The organism is Variimorphobacter sp. HTMS_6 (genome assembly GCF_059717775.1).
This window is the reverse complement of the sequence record NZ_AP046094.1, coordinates 1727532-1742803: the sequence shown is the minus strand read 5'-3', so window position 1 is coordinate 1742803 and position 15272 is coordinate 1727532. Positions and strand designations below refer to the sequence as shown.

The 15272-nt window shown below is 35.2% G+C and carries 11 protein-coding genes; 10 read left to right on the top strand and 1 reads right to left on the bottom strand.

Annotation, left to right across the window (positions count from 1 at the left end):
• Nucleotides 1–70 precede the first annotated feature (70 nt).
• From AC6IWN_RS07825 to AC6IWN_RS07780, 10 genes are all read left to right on the top strand, one after another.
• A complete protein-coding gene (locus AC6IWN_RS07825) occupies nt 71–1324 on the top strand; it encodes a mechanosensitive ion channel family protein (RefSeq protein WP_497991816.1) in 1254 nt (417 codons plus the stop codon).
• Nucleotides 1325–2068: 744 nt separating this feature from the next.
• Nucleotides 2069–3124 carry an NAD(P)H-dependent flavin oxidoreductase gene (locus AC6IWN_RS07820; RefSeq protein ID WP_497991815.1) on the top strand — a complete coding sequence of 352 codons (1056 nt, stop codon included), beginning with the start codon at nt 2069–2071 and terminating at the stop codon, nt 3122–3124.
• A gap of 456 nt (nt 3125–3580) precedes the next feature.
• Nucleotides 3581–4924 carry an APC family permease gene (locus AC6IWN_RS07815; protein ID WP_497991814.1) on the top strand — a complete coding sequence of 448 codons (1344 nt, stop codon included), beginning with the start codon at nt 3581–3583 and terminating at the stop codon, nt 4922–4924.
• 416 nt (nt 4925–5340) lie between these two features.
• A complete protein-coding gene (locus tag AC6IWN_RS07810; protein ID WP_497991813.1) occupies nt 5341–5586 on the top strand; it encodes a CDIF630_02480 family spore surface protein in 246 nt (81 codons plus the stop codon).
• Between the two features lie 15 nt (nt 5587–5601).
• Nucleotides 5602–9150 carry a pyruvate:ferredoxin (flavodoxin) oxidoreductase gene (gene nifJ, locus AC6IWN_RS07805; protein ID WP_497991812.1) on the top strand — a complete coding sequence of 1183 codons (3549 nt, stop codon included), beginning with the start codon at nt 5602–5604 and terminating at the stop codon, nt 9148–9150.
• A 318-nt stretch (nt 9151–9468) separates the two neighbouring features.
• Nucleotides 9469–9729: a DUF6514 family protein gene (locus AC6IWN_RS07800; RefSeq protein WP_497991811.1), complete on the top strand. Its 261-nt coding sequence runs from the start codon at nt 9469–9471 to the stop codon at nt 9727–9729.
• Nucleotides 9730–9942: 213 nt separating this feature from the next.
• Nucleotides 9943–11397, top strand: a complete 1455-nt coding sequence (locus AC6IWN_RS07795) for a spore germination protein (RefSeq protein WP_497991810.1) — start codon at nt 9943–9945, stop codon at nt 11395–11397.
• Nucleotides 11398–11416: 19 nt separating this feature from the next.
• Entirely contained in the window at nt 11417–12532 is a 1116-nt protein-coding gene (locus tag AC6IWN_RS07790) for a Ger(x)C family spore germination protein (RefSeq protein ID WP_497991809.1), read from the top strand.
• Between the two features lie 24 nt (nt 12533–12556).
• Complete coding sequence (locus AC6IWN_RS07785) at nt 12557–12745, top strand: hypothetical protein (RefSeq protein ID WP_497991808.1); 189 nt, start codon at nt 12557–12559, stop codon at nt 12743–12745.
• Between the two features lie 9 nt (nt 12746–12754).
• Nucleotides 12755–13855, top strand: a complete 1101-nt coding sequence (locus tag AC6IWN_RS07780) for a GerAB/ArcD/ProY family transporter (protein WP_497991807.1) — start codon at nt 12755–12757, stop codon at nt 13853–13855.
• Between the two features lie 176 nt (nt 13856–14031).
• Here AC6IWN_RS07780 and AC6IWN_RS07775 read toward each other — a convergent pair whose 3' ends face one another.
• Nucleotides 14032–15138 (bottom strand): M23 family metallopeptidase, encoded by a 1107-nt coding sequence (locus tag AC6IWN_RS07775; protein WP_497991806.1) that lies wholly within the window; start codon nt 15136–15138, stop codon nt 14032–14034.
• Nucleotides 15139–15272: the final 134 nt, after the last annotated feature.

Sequence of the window (15272 nt, the reverse complement as noted above, 5' to 3'; positions counted from 1 at the left end):
AATTTAGAAATAGAAGTTTGACATCACGAATATACAATAGTAAAATTAGGGAACATGATGGTGAAAATGAATGATTGAAAGGTTTTGTAATATGATGGATTATATAAGTGATTTATTGAAAAATAATAATGTTAATGACGATTTGGTCGGATATTTGTCCTGTTTTATATTGGTTATTTCCATTATTCTAATTAGTTTAGTGGTTAATTTTGTAGCAAAGAATATCGTGCTAAAGATTTTTGCAAAAGTAATTTTAAGAAACCGATACACTTGGTTTGATTGTTTGATTAAAAGAAAAGTATTTACCAGATTGGCAAATGTTTTACCGGGTATTGTTATCTATCTTTTTGCTACATCATTTCATAATAAAGTCGTGTCGGATGTAATGCATAGAGGAGCAGTCATCTACATAATGGTGATGGCAGTTTTTATTATTAATTCTTTTCTGGATGCAATTAATGATATTTACAGTACTTATTCGATATCGAAGATCAGACCGATGAAAGGGTTGCTACAGGTTGTAAAAATTGTTATATATATTGTCATTATAATCGTAATTGTTGGTACCTTAATGGATCAAAATCCTCTCGTATTACTTAGCGGTATTGGTGCATTAGCAGCTGTATTTTCCTTTGTATTTAAGGATACGATATTAGGTTTTATCGCAGGAATACAGTTAACCTCTAATGATATGTTAAGGATTGGCGATTGGATTGAAGTTGGGAAATACGGAGCGGATGGCGATGTAGTAGACATAACATTAAATACGGTTAAAGTTCAAAATTTTGATAAAACTATTGTAACTTTACCAGCCTATGCTTTGGTGACTGACGCCTTTAAGAACTGGAGAGGAATGACCGAATTCGGAGGAAGAAGAATAAAGCGTTCAATCAGTATTGACGTGAACAGTATTACATTCTGCACGCAAGACATGATTGACAAGTATAAGAAAATTGAATATCTGAGAGATTATATAATCGAAAAAGAAACAGAGTTATCGCTTGAGAGACAAGTGCAGGAAATTGATGTCGAAAACCGTGTTAACGGAAGACACTTAACAAATGTTGGTACGTTTCGTGTCTATATTCAGCAGTATTTAAGCCATCACCCTGATCTAATGGAGGATATGCCTAGGATGGTACGACAGCTTTCACCTACTGAAAATGGAATACCTCTTGAAGTTTATGCATTTACAGCTGTTACGGATTGGGGAATCTATGAGATGATTCAGGCAGATATCTTTGATCATATCATATCGATAGCAGAAGAATTTGATATAAGAATCTTTCAGAATCCAACCGGATATGATTGGAGGCAGAAATAAATATGAAAAAGGCAAGAATAAACCAGTATTCTTGCCTTTTCCTTTGTCTCAATTTAAGCAATATTCAATTTGATAGTGAGAATATTAGCCTTTTTCAATTCACCTTGTTATCTTTCAAACTGAGGAATTACCAAAGCTTTCAATTAAACTAAATAAACTGTCCAAAAGCAACCATCTCCCTGTCTTTCAAGAAATTGCAGTCTGTAATCTGAGACGAATTACAAACTATCTATTCTTTTTTTACAAGTGAATTCTTTTGAATTCATCTTGCTTCGATACGATAGATACTTAAAAAGTCGAGTATATGATATTCAAGTTAGTTAAGTCATACATCGTATCTGATATTTATTATGTCTCAATGTGAAAATAATATACACGAAATTAAACAATTTAAATTATTTATTTTAAAGTAATTGAAAGAACTAAATAATATATGATAATGAAAGGAAAAGAAACGTGAATTTATTGATGTAATACGAGGGAATACTATTTTTATATTTAATAATCCTTTCAATATATGAGCAAATATCATGTTATAAATTAAAGAATGGAAGATTATTGATATATGTAGTAATTGAAACTAGATAAAATAGAAAAATATACTACAACATATTGACAACGAGTCTTTGTTTGCTATATAATAAAACCAACCGATGGAAACATCGGGATTATTAAACGGAAATAGTTTGATTATCAAAGTAATATAGCTGAGTAATTTATAAATATTAAATAGGAGATGTTAACATGACGATGAAACCATTGATTATCGGAGACTTAATTGCAAAAATTCCAATTATACAAGGCGGAATGGGAGTAGGTGTAAGCAGATCAAAGCTTGCGGGCGCGGTAGCGAAGGAAGGCGGGATAGGAATCCTATCAACTGCACAAATCGGATATGATGAACCGGATTTTAATAAGCATCAGATAGAGAGTAATTTGAATGCAATAAAGAAGCATTTAGCAAAAGCTAAAGAAATTGCTATGGGTGGTATCGTTGGTGTGAACATTATGGTAGCAACGAAGCAATATGATCGATATGTTAAGGCAGCTTGCGAAGGCGGTGCGGATGTCATTATATCGGGCGCGGGTCTACCAATATCCCTGCCTGAACTTGTGAAAGGATTTAAGACTAAGATAGCACCGATTGTATCTAGCGTGAAAGCAACTTCCGTAATTCTTAAGATGTGGGATAGAAAATACAATACAACCGCTGATTTTCTAGTTATTGAAGGACCACGTGCGGGTGGACATCTTGGCTTTTCCAAAGAACAATTAGATCATATTGATGAGTTAGACTATGATACTGAAATCAGAGGAATTATTGAATGCAAAAAACAATTTGAAGAAAAATACAATAGAGAAATACCGGTTATTGTTGGCGGTGGTATCTTTGACCAGCAGGATATTAAACATGTACTGGAGCTTGGAGCGGATGGTGTCCAGATCGCAACACGCTTTGTTGTTACCGAAGAGTGTGATGCAAGCCAGGAATATAAAAATGCATATTTGAATGCTAAGGAAGAAGATATTAAGATTGTAATTAGTCCGGTAGGAATGCCTGGAAGAGCATTGGCAAATCCTTTCTTAAAGACTGTAGATAAGGGAAGAGTAGCGATAAAAAAATGCTATAATTGTCTGGAACATTGTAATCCAAAAGATACTCCGTACTGTATCACTACTGCATTAACGAATGCCGTAGTTGGAGATATAGAAAACGGATTAATCTTCTGTGGAGATAATGTACATCGATTAACCAAGATGACTACTGTAAAAGAGATATTTGAAGAATTAGTATTTTAATAAAGATATTAATATTAACAACCAAACCCCTGTTTCTAAAACATAATGATTATATATACGAATTAAAGTTTTTAAAATGGCGAAACATATATCAAAGCAATACGATCACTTGTACGAAGTATTTTGATATGCATAAGGCTGCATACCAAGTATCCAAAGTATCATCACTTCCTACAGTTGCTTTTGAATATATGTTTCGCCATTTTTTTGCTTATATATCATTATGTATATTGACGATGTAATCAATAACGTTATATTGCTTTGCCGATTAAAAGCTTTAAAGTTCTAATTGCATAAATTCTTAAAATATTATAAAATAGTAACAAATAATATAATAAATATTATTAAAAGAGTAATATATATTAACAATAATGTAAATATCTAGGAATTGATTTTTGTATTATAAAAATATATTACCTTTCATTTCACCGTTATATGCGGTTTGCGGAGGTCTTTATGGAAAAAAGGAAATATGGTTTATTCACTGCGATAACCATGATAACCGGAATTGTAATCGGATCCGGTGTATTTTTTAAAGCAGACAATGTATTAGGTTATACAAATGGAAATGTACTATTAGGTGTTATTATATTTGCGGTTGCTGCAATTGCTATCGTATTCGGCTGTTTGGCAATTTCTTCTTTAGCGAATTTAACGGACAAGCCGGGCGGACTGATCGCGTATATGGAAGAGTTCGTCGGGACTGGCCCATCTTGTTCATTGGGATGGTTTCAGACTTTTTTGTACTATCCAACATTGAGTGCCGTAATCTCCTGGGTATCCGGTATGTTTATCTGTATGTTATTTAATATCAAGGGAACACTTGAAAATCAGATTCTTATTGGTCTGATCTGTATGACATTTCTCTTTATTGTTAATGTTCTATCTGCAAAGCTTGGCGGTTATTTTCAAAATGCTTCAATGCTCATTAAACTAATTCCATTATTATTGATCGCAATAGCAGGACTATTCTTTGGAAATACAGGAACTATGACAATGGACAGTGTAAAAAACTTTGGAGATGCAACTTCTTCCTTTGGTTGGATTGCAGCTTTCGGGCCGATTGCTTTCTCCTTTGATGGTTGGATCGTTTCCACCAGTATCAGTAATGAGATTAAAAATAGCAAGAGAAACTTGCCGTTAGCACTTACAATTTCACCATTATTAATCCTTATAGCCTATGTTGCTTACTTTGTTGGAATATCCTCCTTATTAGGACCGGATAAAGTAATGAAACTTGGAGATGATTCCGTATTTTCTGCTGCAACGATTTTATTCGGATCAGTTGGTGCAAAGTTAGTATTAACATTTGTTGTGATATCCGTACTTGGAACAGTAAACGGATTAGTGCTCGGTTTTATTCGTATGCCTCATTCATTGGCGGTACGAAATATGATTCCAAGTAGTAAAACCTTTAAAAAAGAGAAGGAATCTTTAGGAGGTATGCCACTTAATTCTGCTATCTTAGCCTATGCATTATCATTAGTATGGTTATTGATTCATTATGTTACTATGAAGAATAGTATGTTAGGTAAAAGCGATGTATCCGAAATTGCAATCGGTGTTAGTTACTTAGGATATATCATATTATATATTGCTGTAATGAGATTAGCGAAAAAAGGCATCATTAAAGGAAAGTTTAAGGGTTATGTTATTCCGGTACTTGCAACTATCGGCTCATTTGTAATTTTGTCGGGAAGTATACAGAATGTATTTTTTATCTATTTCTTCTTGTTCTGTGTTCTCATAATACTTGCTGGGTTCTTTTATTACCTTTATAACAAAAGAAATATTATATAGTACAAGATTTATATTTTTAAGAATGCGAACTTATTAAGTGAATATTAGAAAATAAAAAGACAGGAAAAACAAGTTGCTAAAGCAATTTGTTTCTCCTGTCTTTTTATAATGAATTTTTATACTTCACTTTTTTATAATAAATTTTTATAACTTTACTTTTTGTAATGAATTTCTTATATCTTCACTTTAAGAATACAATTTTGTATTGGTAAATCAAGTTATTAATATTCTCATTAATATATTTTTACTTCATATATAAAATTTCTGAAACAGATATAAATCAGTAATAGGATAAAGAAAAACAGGAAACAATGGTACAGAATAATTTATTAATTAAATCAAAATGATGAAGTTAATTAGAAAGATTTTATTCGAACCGGTAAAATCCGGGTTCAACTGTAAAAGGAGGTAGTTATATGATAATCAATAAGAAACATTTTCACGGGAAGGATTCATCTTCTGAGAATGAGCAACCACGGGAAACAGGACATTTGGATGGAAGAGATAACAAAAGGCTGAATGCTAAAAAACCTACAAATAAAGAAAATACCGCTGCATGGCAAAATTCCGCAACCAGATATCAAGAGGATAATGTGAATAAACCCTCAATAGAGCGTGTTATCGATGCAAAGGATTGGGTTGATAACGGAAGTAAATTATAATTCGAGGAGGAGAATATGGCTAAAATTCAAATGACAATGGATGGTAATACCGCGGCGGCATACACCGCCTATGCGTTTACTGAGGTAGCAGCAATCTATCCAATTACCCCATCATCCGGTATGGCAGAGTCCACTGATGAGTGGGCGGCGAATGGAAGAAAGAATATATTTGATCAGGAAGTCAATGTTGTCGAGATGCAATCAGAAGCAGGTGCATCCGGAGCATTTCATGGTTCCTTACAAGCGGGAGCATTGACGACTACGTTTACCGCCTCTCAGGGTCTGTTACTTATGATTCCTAATATGTATAAAACAGCGGGTGAGTTATTACCTGGCGTAATTCATGTAAGTGCCAGAGCAATTGCAACTCATGCATTAAATATATTTGGTGATCATCAGGATGTTATGGCAACCAGACAGACTGGTTTTGCTATGCTAGCCTCAGGGTCGGTGCAAGAGATTGCAGATATTGCTCCTGTTGCACACCTTTGTGCAATTAAGGGAAGACTTCCTTTTTTACACTTCTTTGATGGTTTTCGTAGCTCTCACGAAGTTCAAAAAATTGAAGTGCTCGAATATCGTGATTATGCGGATTTGGTAGATATGGAAGCGATAAAGGAATTTCGAAACAGAGCATTATCACCAAACCATCCGGTTACACGCGGTACAGCACAGAATTCCGATATCTATTTTCAAGGTAGAGAAGCTTCTAATCCGTTTTATCAGGACATTATTCCCGTTGTGGAAGAGTATTTTGCTAAAATAAAAGAGAAGACGGGAAGATCCTATGGCCTATTTGATTATTACGGCGCTAGTGATGCTGAATATGTAATTATAGCGATGGGTTCCGTTACTCAGGCAATCGAGCAGACAATTGATTATTATAATACGACGGGTGAGAAATTCGGTTTACTTAAGGTTCACTTATACCGACCATTTTCCATGGATCATTTTCTGTCCGCTATGCCAAAAACAGTGAAAAAGATTGCGGTACTTGATCGAACGAAAGAACCGGGAGCAATAGGAGAACCGTTATACCTGGATGTATGCACATGTTATAGAGATAAGGATAATGCACCGGAAATCTATGGTGGTCGATATGGTCTGGGTTCAAAGGACACTAATCCAAGCCATATTGCAGCAGTATATCAAAACCTAAAGCAAAACACCCCTAAAAATGGGTTTACAATTGGCATTGATGATGATGTAACAAAAACATCACTTCAGGCTGTTAAAGGGATTCAGGCAGAACCGGAGGGAATGATTGCATGTCAAATCTGGGGTCTTGGCTCAGATGGTACGGTTGGTGCCAATAAGCAGGCAATTAAAATTATCGGTGAGAATTCTGATTTGAAAGTACAGGCTTATTTTGATTATGATTCAAAGAAATCCGGTGGCTTAACCGTATCCCATCTACGTTTCGGAAAAGAAGCAATTAGATCCACTTATCTGGTATCCCATGCAGATTATGTTGCATGTCATAATCAGTCCTATGTGCATAAATATGACGTTCTTCAAAGTATTAAGCAAGGTGGAGTGTTCGTTTTGAATACCCTTTGGGAAGGCGATGATCTTGATAAAAATCTACCTGCAATTATGAAAAAACAAATTGCGGATAAGGATATCAAGTTCTACACAATCAATGCGATTAAAATTGCTGGAGAAATCGGCCTTGGTAATCGTATTAATATGGTAATGCAGGGAGCCTTCTTTAACTTAACTAAGGTATTACCGGAAGATGTCTATATCAAAGAATTAAAGCAAGGAATCAATAAGTTATATGGTAAAAAAGGCGAGAAAATTGTAAAAATGAATGAAGAAGCCGTAGATCAAGGGATCAAATCCATCCATCAGGTAAAGGTACCGAAGGAATGGTCGAATCTTCAGGCTGATACAACAACGGATGAAAAGGAACCGGAATTTATCAGAAAAATTATGCGGCCCATGTCTGAAATGAAAGGTGGCGATTTGCCGGTTAGTGCATTCAAAGGAATGGAAGACGGTACCTTTGAAAATGGAACAACTGCCTATGAGAAACGAGGAATTGCAGTCAATGTTCCGGAATGGATTGAAGAACGTTGTATTCAATGTAATCAATGCTCCTATGTATGTCCTCATGCTGTAATTCGTCCCTTCTTGTTAAGTGAAGAAGAGGTAAGCAAGGCTCCAGAGAGCTTTGTCACTAAAAAAGCAACCGGTAAGAACTTTGAAGGTTATAATTATAAGATTCAAATTAGTCCGATGGATTGTACTGGATGCGGTAACTGCGCCGATGTCTGTCCAGCCAAAGGGAAAGCACTGATTATGCAACCAATTGAGACACAACTAGAGAAAGAGTCAGCGAATTGGAAATATGCAGTTGAAAGTATTTCATTTAAGAAAGATGTAGCATATGGACAGGTATATAAAGACAGTCAGTTCAAGACGCCATTAATTGAGTTCAGCGGTGCCTGCGCCGGATGTGGTGAAACACCATATATTAAGCTTTTAACACAACTTTACGGTGAACGTATGATGATTGCAAATGCAACAGGTTGTTCCTCTATATGGGGTGCTTCCGCTCCAAGTACTGCCTATACTGTAAACCGAGAAGGAAAAGGGCCTTCCTGGGCAAACTCCTTGTTCGAAGATAATGCTGAATTCGGTTTCGGAATGCATCTTGCTGTAAAGCAAATTCGAAATAAACTTGATGATAATATGCGTAAGCTAAATGGAATGAATGTGGAAGAGCATATTAAAGAAGCATTCCATGATTGGATTCATTATAAAGAAGATGGCAAGAGTTCCGAGGAAGCCAGCAAAAAGGTTATTGATGCGTTGGATGGTTTTGTATCTACCGATGTAGAGATAGAACAACTAGTTAATGAAATCAAGGAGAAGAAGGATTATCTGACTAAACGATCTGTATGGATTCTAGGTGGTGACGGCTGGGCTTATGATATCGGGTACGGTGGCTTAGATCATGTGATGGCCTCTGGAGAAGATATCAATGTATTGGTTTTTGATACGGAGGTATATTCCAATACCGGTGGACAGGCGTCCAAATCAACCCCTACCGCAGCAATAGCGAAATTCGCCGCATCAGGTAAAAAGGCCGGCAAGAAGGATTTATCAAGAATGATGATGACCTATGGGAATGTGTATGTTGCTCAGGTAGGAATCAATGCGGATAACACCCAACTAGTTAAAGCCTTCCGAGAAGCAGAGGAGCATCACGGTCCTTCTATTGTGATTGCGTATGCACCATGTATTAATCATGGAATTAAAGAGGGTATGGGTAGAAGTATGGCAACGATTAAAAAAGCTGTAGCTGCAGGTTATTGGCATCTGTTCCGCTACAATCCAGCATTAAAAGTAGAAGGAAAAAATCCATTTGTTTTGGATTCGAAGGAACCGACGGAAAGCTTTAAAGAATTTATTATGGGACAGGTTCGTTATAGCTCTCTGGAAAAAGCATTCCCGGAACAGGCGGAATTGTTATTTGAACAGGCGGAACAATATGCAAAAGAAAAGTATCAAATCTATAAACAGATGTCAGAAGCAGCACCAATTGAGATAAAATAAACATTCATAACTATTTAATAGAATAAACAAAAAACGGGTTGAGAAATGATGCCCGTTTTTTGTTTTGATAAAGTGTTTCATATTGCAAAAGATGGTGAAATTCTATTAAATCATACACTTTGTTCAAATTTATAGATTAAATGGTAAAATAACTAGCATCATAAGCTAAACAAGGGAATAGGTACCACCGATTCCATCATATACATAAGAAATATCCGAACATTTCACTCGTAATTATTGGATTTACTGATATAATGGAAGTGTCATTCATTACATTCATATAGTCAATTCTCTAAAGATAAAGAAGGGCGGAATTATATGGTAGAACAATCATTTAAATCGAAAGTAATAAAAGTTAGTACACAGGATAAAGAAGTAACATATCAATTGATTTTTGAAAACGCATATTATAGCATAGAATGCTATATAGAGGGAAGCAATGATAAAAATCATTATAGTTACCTCGAAAATCTTACTGATGATGAAGGGGAAGCAGAATACTTTCTCAAAAGAATCACTATGGGGAAGGTACACCCAGTACATATAAAAGATATCGCAGAAGATTTCTTTGGGAAATAAAATCATGAAAATATCATGGGCGTAAAAAAGACTAAAATATGAATGTGACAAAAAAGGCTGTCTCAATAACAGAAGCATTAGCGGTGGGAGTAGAACCGTGTTATATGTTCTGAGTATGAGGGCCTTTTTTTATTGTATAAAACATGAATAAATTCTCATTCATGAAGAAAGAATAATTGAGTAATAAACAAAGTTTGGAAAGCAGGAATGAGAATGGAACAAATAATCAATTCACAGCAAATAAAAGAGCTGTTCTCAAAAAGCGCTGATGTATTAGTTCGTCCTATCAAAATCAATCAAAATAATATTACCTTTCATATATTCTGTGTAGATGGTTTGATCAATTCACAGCTGACAGATCAGGCGATCTTACAATCCATATTAATTGATGGTAACCTAAAGCAATGTCTTACAGAGCGAGCCGTTATGGATTATATGCTAAGCGGAGGTGCGTATCATGTATTTACACAAGAGGAAAACGATTATCAACTGGTATTAAAATCGGTCATGAGCGGTATGGTGGCATTTCTCTTTGATGGTGAGAAAAAAGCGATTATCTTTGATATACGAACCTTTGAGAAGAGATCCATATCCGCACCGGAAGAAGAAGGAGTAATGAAGGGAGCCAAGGATGCTTTTGTAGAGGTAATGCGTATCAATACGGCATTAATTCGAAGAAGAATACGCTCAGAATATTTAGTAATAGAGCATATGAGTGCGGGGACTGTATCGAAAACAGATATATGTTTATGTTATGTAAGTAATATTGCTAATATGGATACAGTGAACACTATACGTGAAAAGATACAGGCGATTAATATTGATAATATATCTACACCGGCATTTATTGAAGAGTATGTGGTAGAAAATAAATTCAGCTTATTTCCTCAGATAATGTACACCCAGAGACCCGATCGTGTCTCCGCTAATTTATCCGATGGAAGAATTGCAATCATCGTAGATGGTATTCCGTTTGTATATCTGTTGCCCTGCCAGTTAGCGATGCTTATGCAGTCTCCCGATGACTATGCGAGTCATTTTATAGTTGGTTCTTCGTTACGTATGATTCGATATATTGCAATGCTGGTAACTTTATTTCTACCTGCTTTTTATATCGCGGCAACCACATATCAGAACCAGATGCTTCCGGTTCAATTAGCCTTGTCCACTCAGGCAGCAAAACAGAATGTACCATTTTCTTCTTCTACAGAAGTACTGGGATTGCTCATAGCTTTTGAAATATTGATTGAAGCCGGGCTTCGATTGCCTAAGGCAGTAGGAACAGCTATGTCGATACTTGGAGGTATTGTAGTTGGACAGGCTGCTGTATCTGCAAATATTGTGTCTCCATTGGTGGTAGTAATCGTTGCATTGGCTGGTATCGCTGGCTTTATATTGCCTAATCAGGATTTAAGCAGCGGAATCAGGGTGACTCGATTTGCATTTGCATTATTAGCTGCAACCAGCGGCTTTCTGGGTTTGGTAGTAGGACTCATTATTTTATTAACGCATCTTTGCAGCCTTGATAATTACGGAATCGCTTATATGTCACCATTTGTGGATATTGATGAAAGTAATCATAAGGATACAATTTTCCGTTTCCCGATCAAATATTTTAGAAAGAGACCGCAAAAGATAGTGCCGGAAAATCGAATTAAGCAAAAATGACAGGGAGATCATATTGCAGATGAAAAAGATGATTATATTTATGATAACCATATTATCAGTGACATTCTTATTTGGAGGATGCACTCATGATTTCAGTAGAAAAGAAATCGATGAGATTGATATGGTATTAACCTTAGGAATTGATTATTCAGAAGGCCAATACACATTAAGTGCGCTATACAGTGTAGGAGGAGGTACTGATCCCGAGAAGGGTGGTGCTTCCAATGAAAAAATTGCAGAAGGAAAAGGGAAAACTGCCTTTGCCGCTTTGGAAGATCTAAAAAACAAAAACAAAAAATCCTTAACACTTGCACAAACCGGAACGTTTTTAATAGGTGAAGGTGCAGCCAGTAGAGGGCTTTTGGATAGCTTGGATTTTTTGACGAGGGAAGAAACCATTAAGATGGAAGGACTTATCTATGTTATAAAAGGTAAAAGCGCCGCCGAATTTATTAAAGAAGGGCAGAAGAATAAACAAACCATTCATGAGGATCTAGAGGCGATCGAGCAAAAACAGAAAGAGTTTCTTACTCGAATGGATAATACGGTTGTAAATATGTTAAATGATACAAAGCAAAGTTATTCCTGCGTAATGATTCCTTATCTGATTGCAGATAAATCAGGCTTTCAGATAAAAGGATATACAGTATTTGATAAACTCAAACTTAAGGATTATCTTGATAAAGATACCTCGGATGGAGTGAATTTTATAAGAAATATCATAAGGAATTATCCGGTTTATCTAGATGATGACAAAGTCAATTTGTTAATCACTTATACAAATACGAAGCTTAAAACAAAAATAGCAGATGAAGACATTACGGTTGAAATTAAGCTTAATTTTGAGACGATGGTGAAAGAAGTTCTAACGAAGGAGAACATCTTTACAACGGATCAATTGAGTTCGTTAACAAAAGCTCAAAATAGATATATTAAGAGAACACTTCAAAAAGCGATTGATTATTCCAAAAAGAATGGGCTTGATATACTGAATTTGGCCAGATTAGTGGAAAAACAAAATTACTCTGAATGGAAGGGGATCAAAGAGAATTGGTCTGATGAGGTTTCAAATATAAATTATGTATTTGATATTCATTCCAGAGTTACGAAGTCCTTTATCCTAGGAGAAGAATAATGCGAAAGATGATCGGAGGTTCGTATGATATATATATTTTCAATTACAATAATTTATACATTTATAAAGCAAAAAGACAAGCTGCTAAAGGAAAAAAGAAATCTTGCTCTGTATTTTGTACTCTCTGTTCTCGGTTTATCACTCGGAGTGCTATATATTTTAAATCCTTATCTTCCAAGCCTTTCCTCGGTTATGGAAAAATATATGAAATGAGGTGAGTAATTGAATAGGGAAGTTTCATTAAGGCAAGTATCATTTCTATTTTTGTTTATTTCCATCTCATCGATATTAAGACAGATACCCGAGGCTTTAGCGTTGGAGGCGGGTAGAAGTGGTTATTTAAGTCCGATTTGGTCGGTGATTGCTACCATACCGTTAACAGCGATTGTAATACTGTTAATCAATTCATTCCCCGGACTGAATATATACGAAATCATGGTTCAACTGGTGGGAACCTTTCTTTCAAAGATCTTAATACTGGCCTATTTATTATGGATATTAATCGGAATTGTTGCAAAGGTAACAATTTATAGTCTAACCTTGCAGTTTACATTGATGCCCAATACCAGATCTGATTTTTTTATGGTAATTATGGCCCTATTGGTTTTTTATGCATTAGTGCGCGGAATAAAAACCATATTCCGCTTCTCGGAACTTGCATTGTCAGCCGTTATTTTATTACTTGTTATTCTGTTTGTATGTGCGATTTCAAGAATTCGTACGGACTATTTATTGCCGGTTTCAACAATTCATTTAAAAAATACGGTGATAGGCGCGAAGCATGTTATAGCGGTCGGTGGTAATATTATAATTGCTTTATTTTTTGCGGACAAATTCGGTATTAATGTAACGAAGGAGCAGAAAAGAAAATTGTGGTTTAGTATGGGCGTATTTACTGTTTTGGTATTTATAATAACCTTACTAACCTTTGGCATATCCGGTCCCAGCTTAACAAAAAGCTTACCGTTTCCGTTCTATATCACAGTTAAAAGTATATCCTTTTTTAATGTATTTGAACGCTTTGAAGTGCTGGTTACTCTGATTTGTATCTTATCCGATTTCATCGCAATCAGCGTATTCGCCATCATTCTGGTTCGTTGTTTCGAATGGTTATTTAACTTAAAAGAATACAAATATCTTTATGCTCCGTTAACAGTTTTGATATTTTACCTAACCTACTATTTAAGCAGTACGCAATTTGAATTTAATTATTTATACCGTGTCATTATTGTTAATTTGAACTTGCTGTTTGAATATATCATACCGTTGTTGTTAGCGTTTCTGTGTTTTATTAAAAGAGATAAAATAAAGAAACAATTTTGATTAGGTTGTCAAACGAATAATAAAAACTTCAGTGTACCAAGATTATATATATCAGAAGTGCAAAACATTAACTTTTGCATATAAATAAAAGCCATTCAAACTATCATCATAATAATTTATCCGTTATGATAAGTTGGAATGGCTTTTTGATATTTGAATTCTTAAATTAAGTAAATTTATTCATATATCTTGATGTTGAATTCATCATCTTCATACTTATAAATGCTATGATTAATAAAATGTTCTGCAATCGGATCGATATATTGATATACTCTGTGGTACTCTTTAGTATCGATTCCTTTTTCGGTTTCGCTTCGATTATGACTTAAAAATTGAATCAAATTATAGCAATCAACCCAAATCTCATTGTTACTTTCCTTCTGAGATTCATCAAATATTAATTGCAGTCCGAAATGCAGATGAGGGGTGTTGATATTATTCACGTTTTCGTTGCTGCTATATCCTGAACGTCCAAGATATCCGATTACATCGCCGGCTTGAACGATACTACCTACCTTTAGATTTTTGTTATATGGATAATTTTTTCGTAAATGTGCGTAATAATAATAACGCCTCTTATCAAAACTTCGAATACCAATTCGCCATCCACCGTATTGATTCCAACCTAGGGCTTCTATAGTACCGGATTCTACTGCTACAATTGGAGTTCCTACCTGACCCATCATATCATGGCCAAGATGTTTCCGTTTGAACCCGTAACTTCTGGATACACCGAAGTCATCAAAGTGACTATAGGGATAATTTTTTGCAATCGGAAGGTATGCTTTTAATCCATATTGATCCTGCCAACGTTTTCCACCAGGAGCTGATTCGTCTTTTACCTCAATCTTATAATCACCAACTAAGCCCCCTAATACAGCGTCATAGGCTTCATAATAATAATTATAAAACTTCATACCATCTGTTAGGGACTTCATGGTATCTTTTCCACTTTGGAGTTGGTTTACTAGGTCATCGAGATTTTTTTTTCGATAACTGGAGAAATCTCCTCCGTATTTGCAGCCTAAATAGGCAAGTAGTTCGATCCAGTGAAGCTTTACCGTTTCCTTCTGCGATTTCACATCATAATCATAAGCATCCTCCATAGCACGCTCGGACACATCAAAACTGACCCATTTAATAAACTTCTTATCCGTATCATATAAAGATGCATAGATAGCTTTGTCATGCTTTACGCCTGTACTAATAGAGATTATGGCTATTACAAAAAGTACAATGAATTCACTGATAATTATATAGATTCCTTTCGGTTTGGAGAGCATATGCGGGATCATCCTCGTAATCAACAACTTGTAACATAGTATGTTTTTATAACGATAACTATAACCATAAGTGAATTATAAATTATTGCGGAGTTTGCGCGGAATCACAAAACGATTAAATAACATGTTTTGAA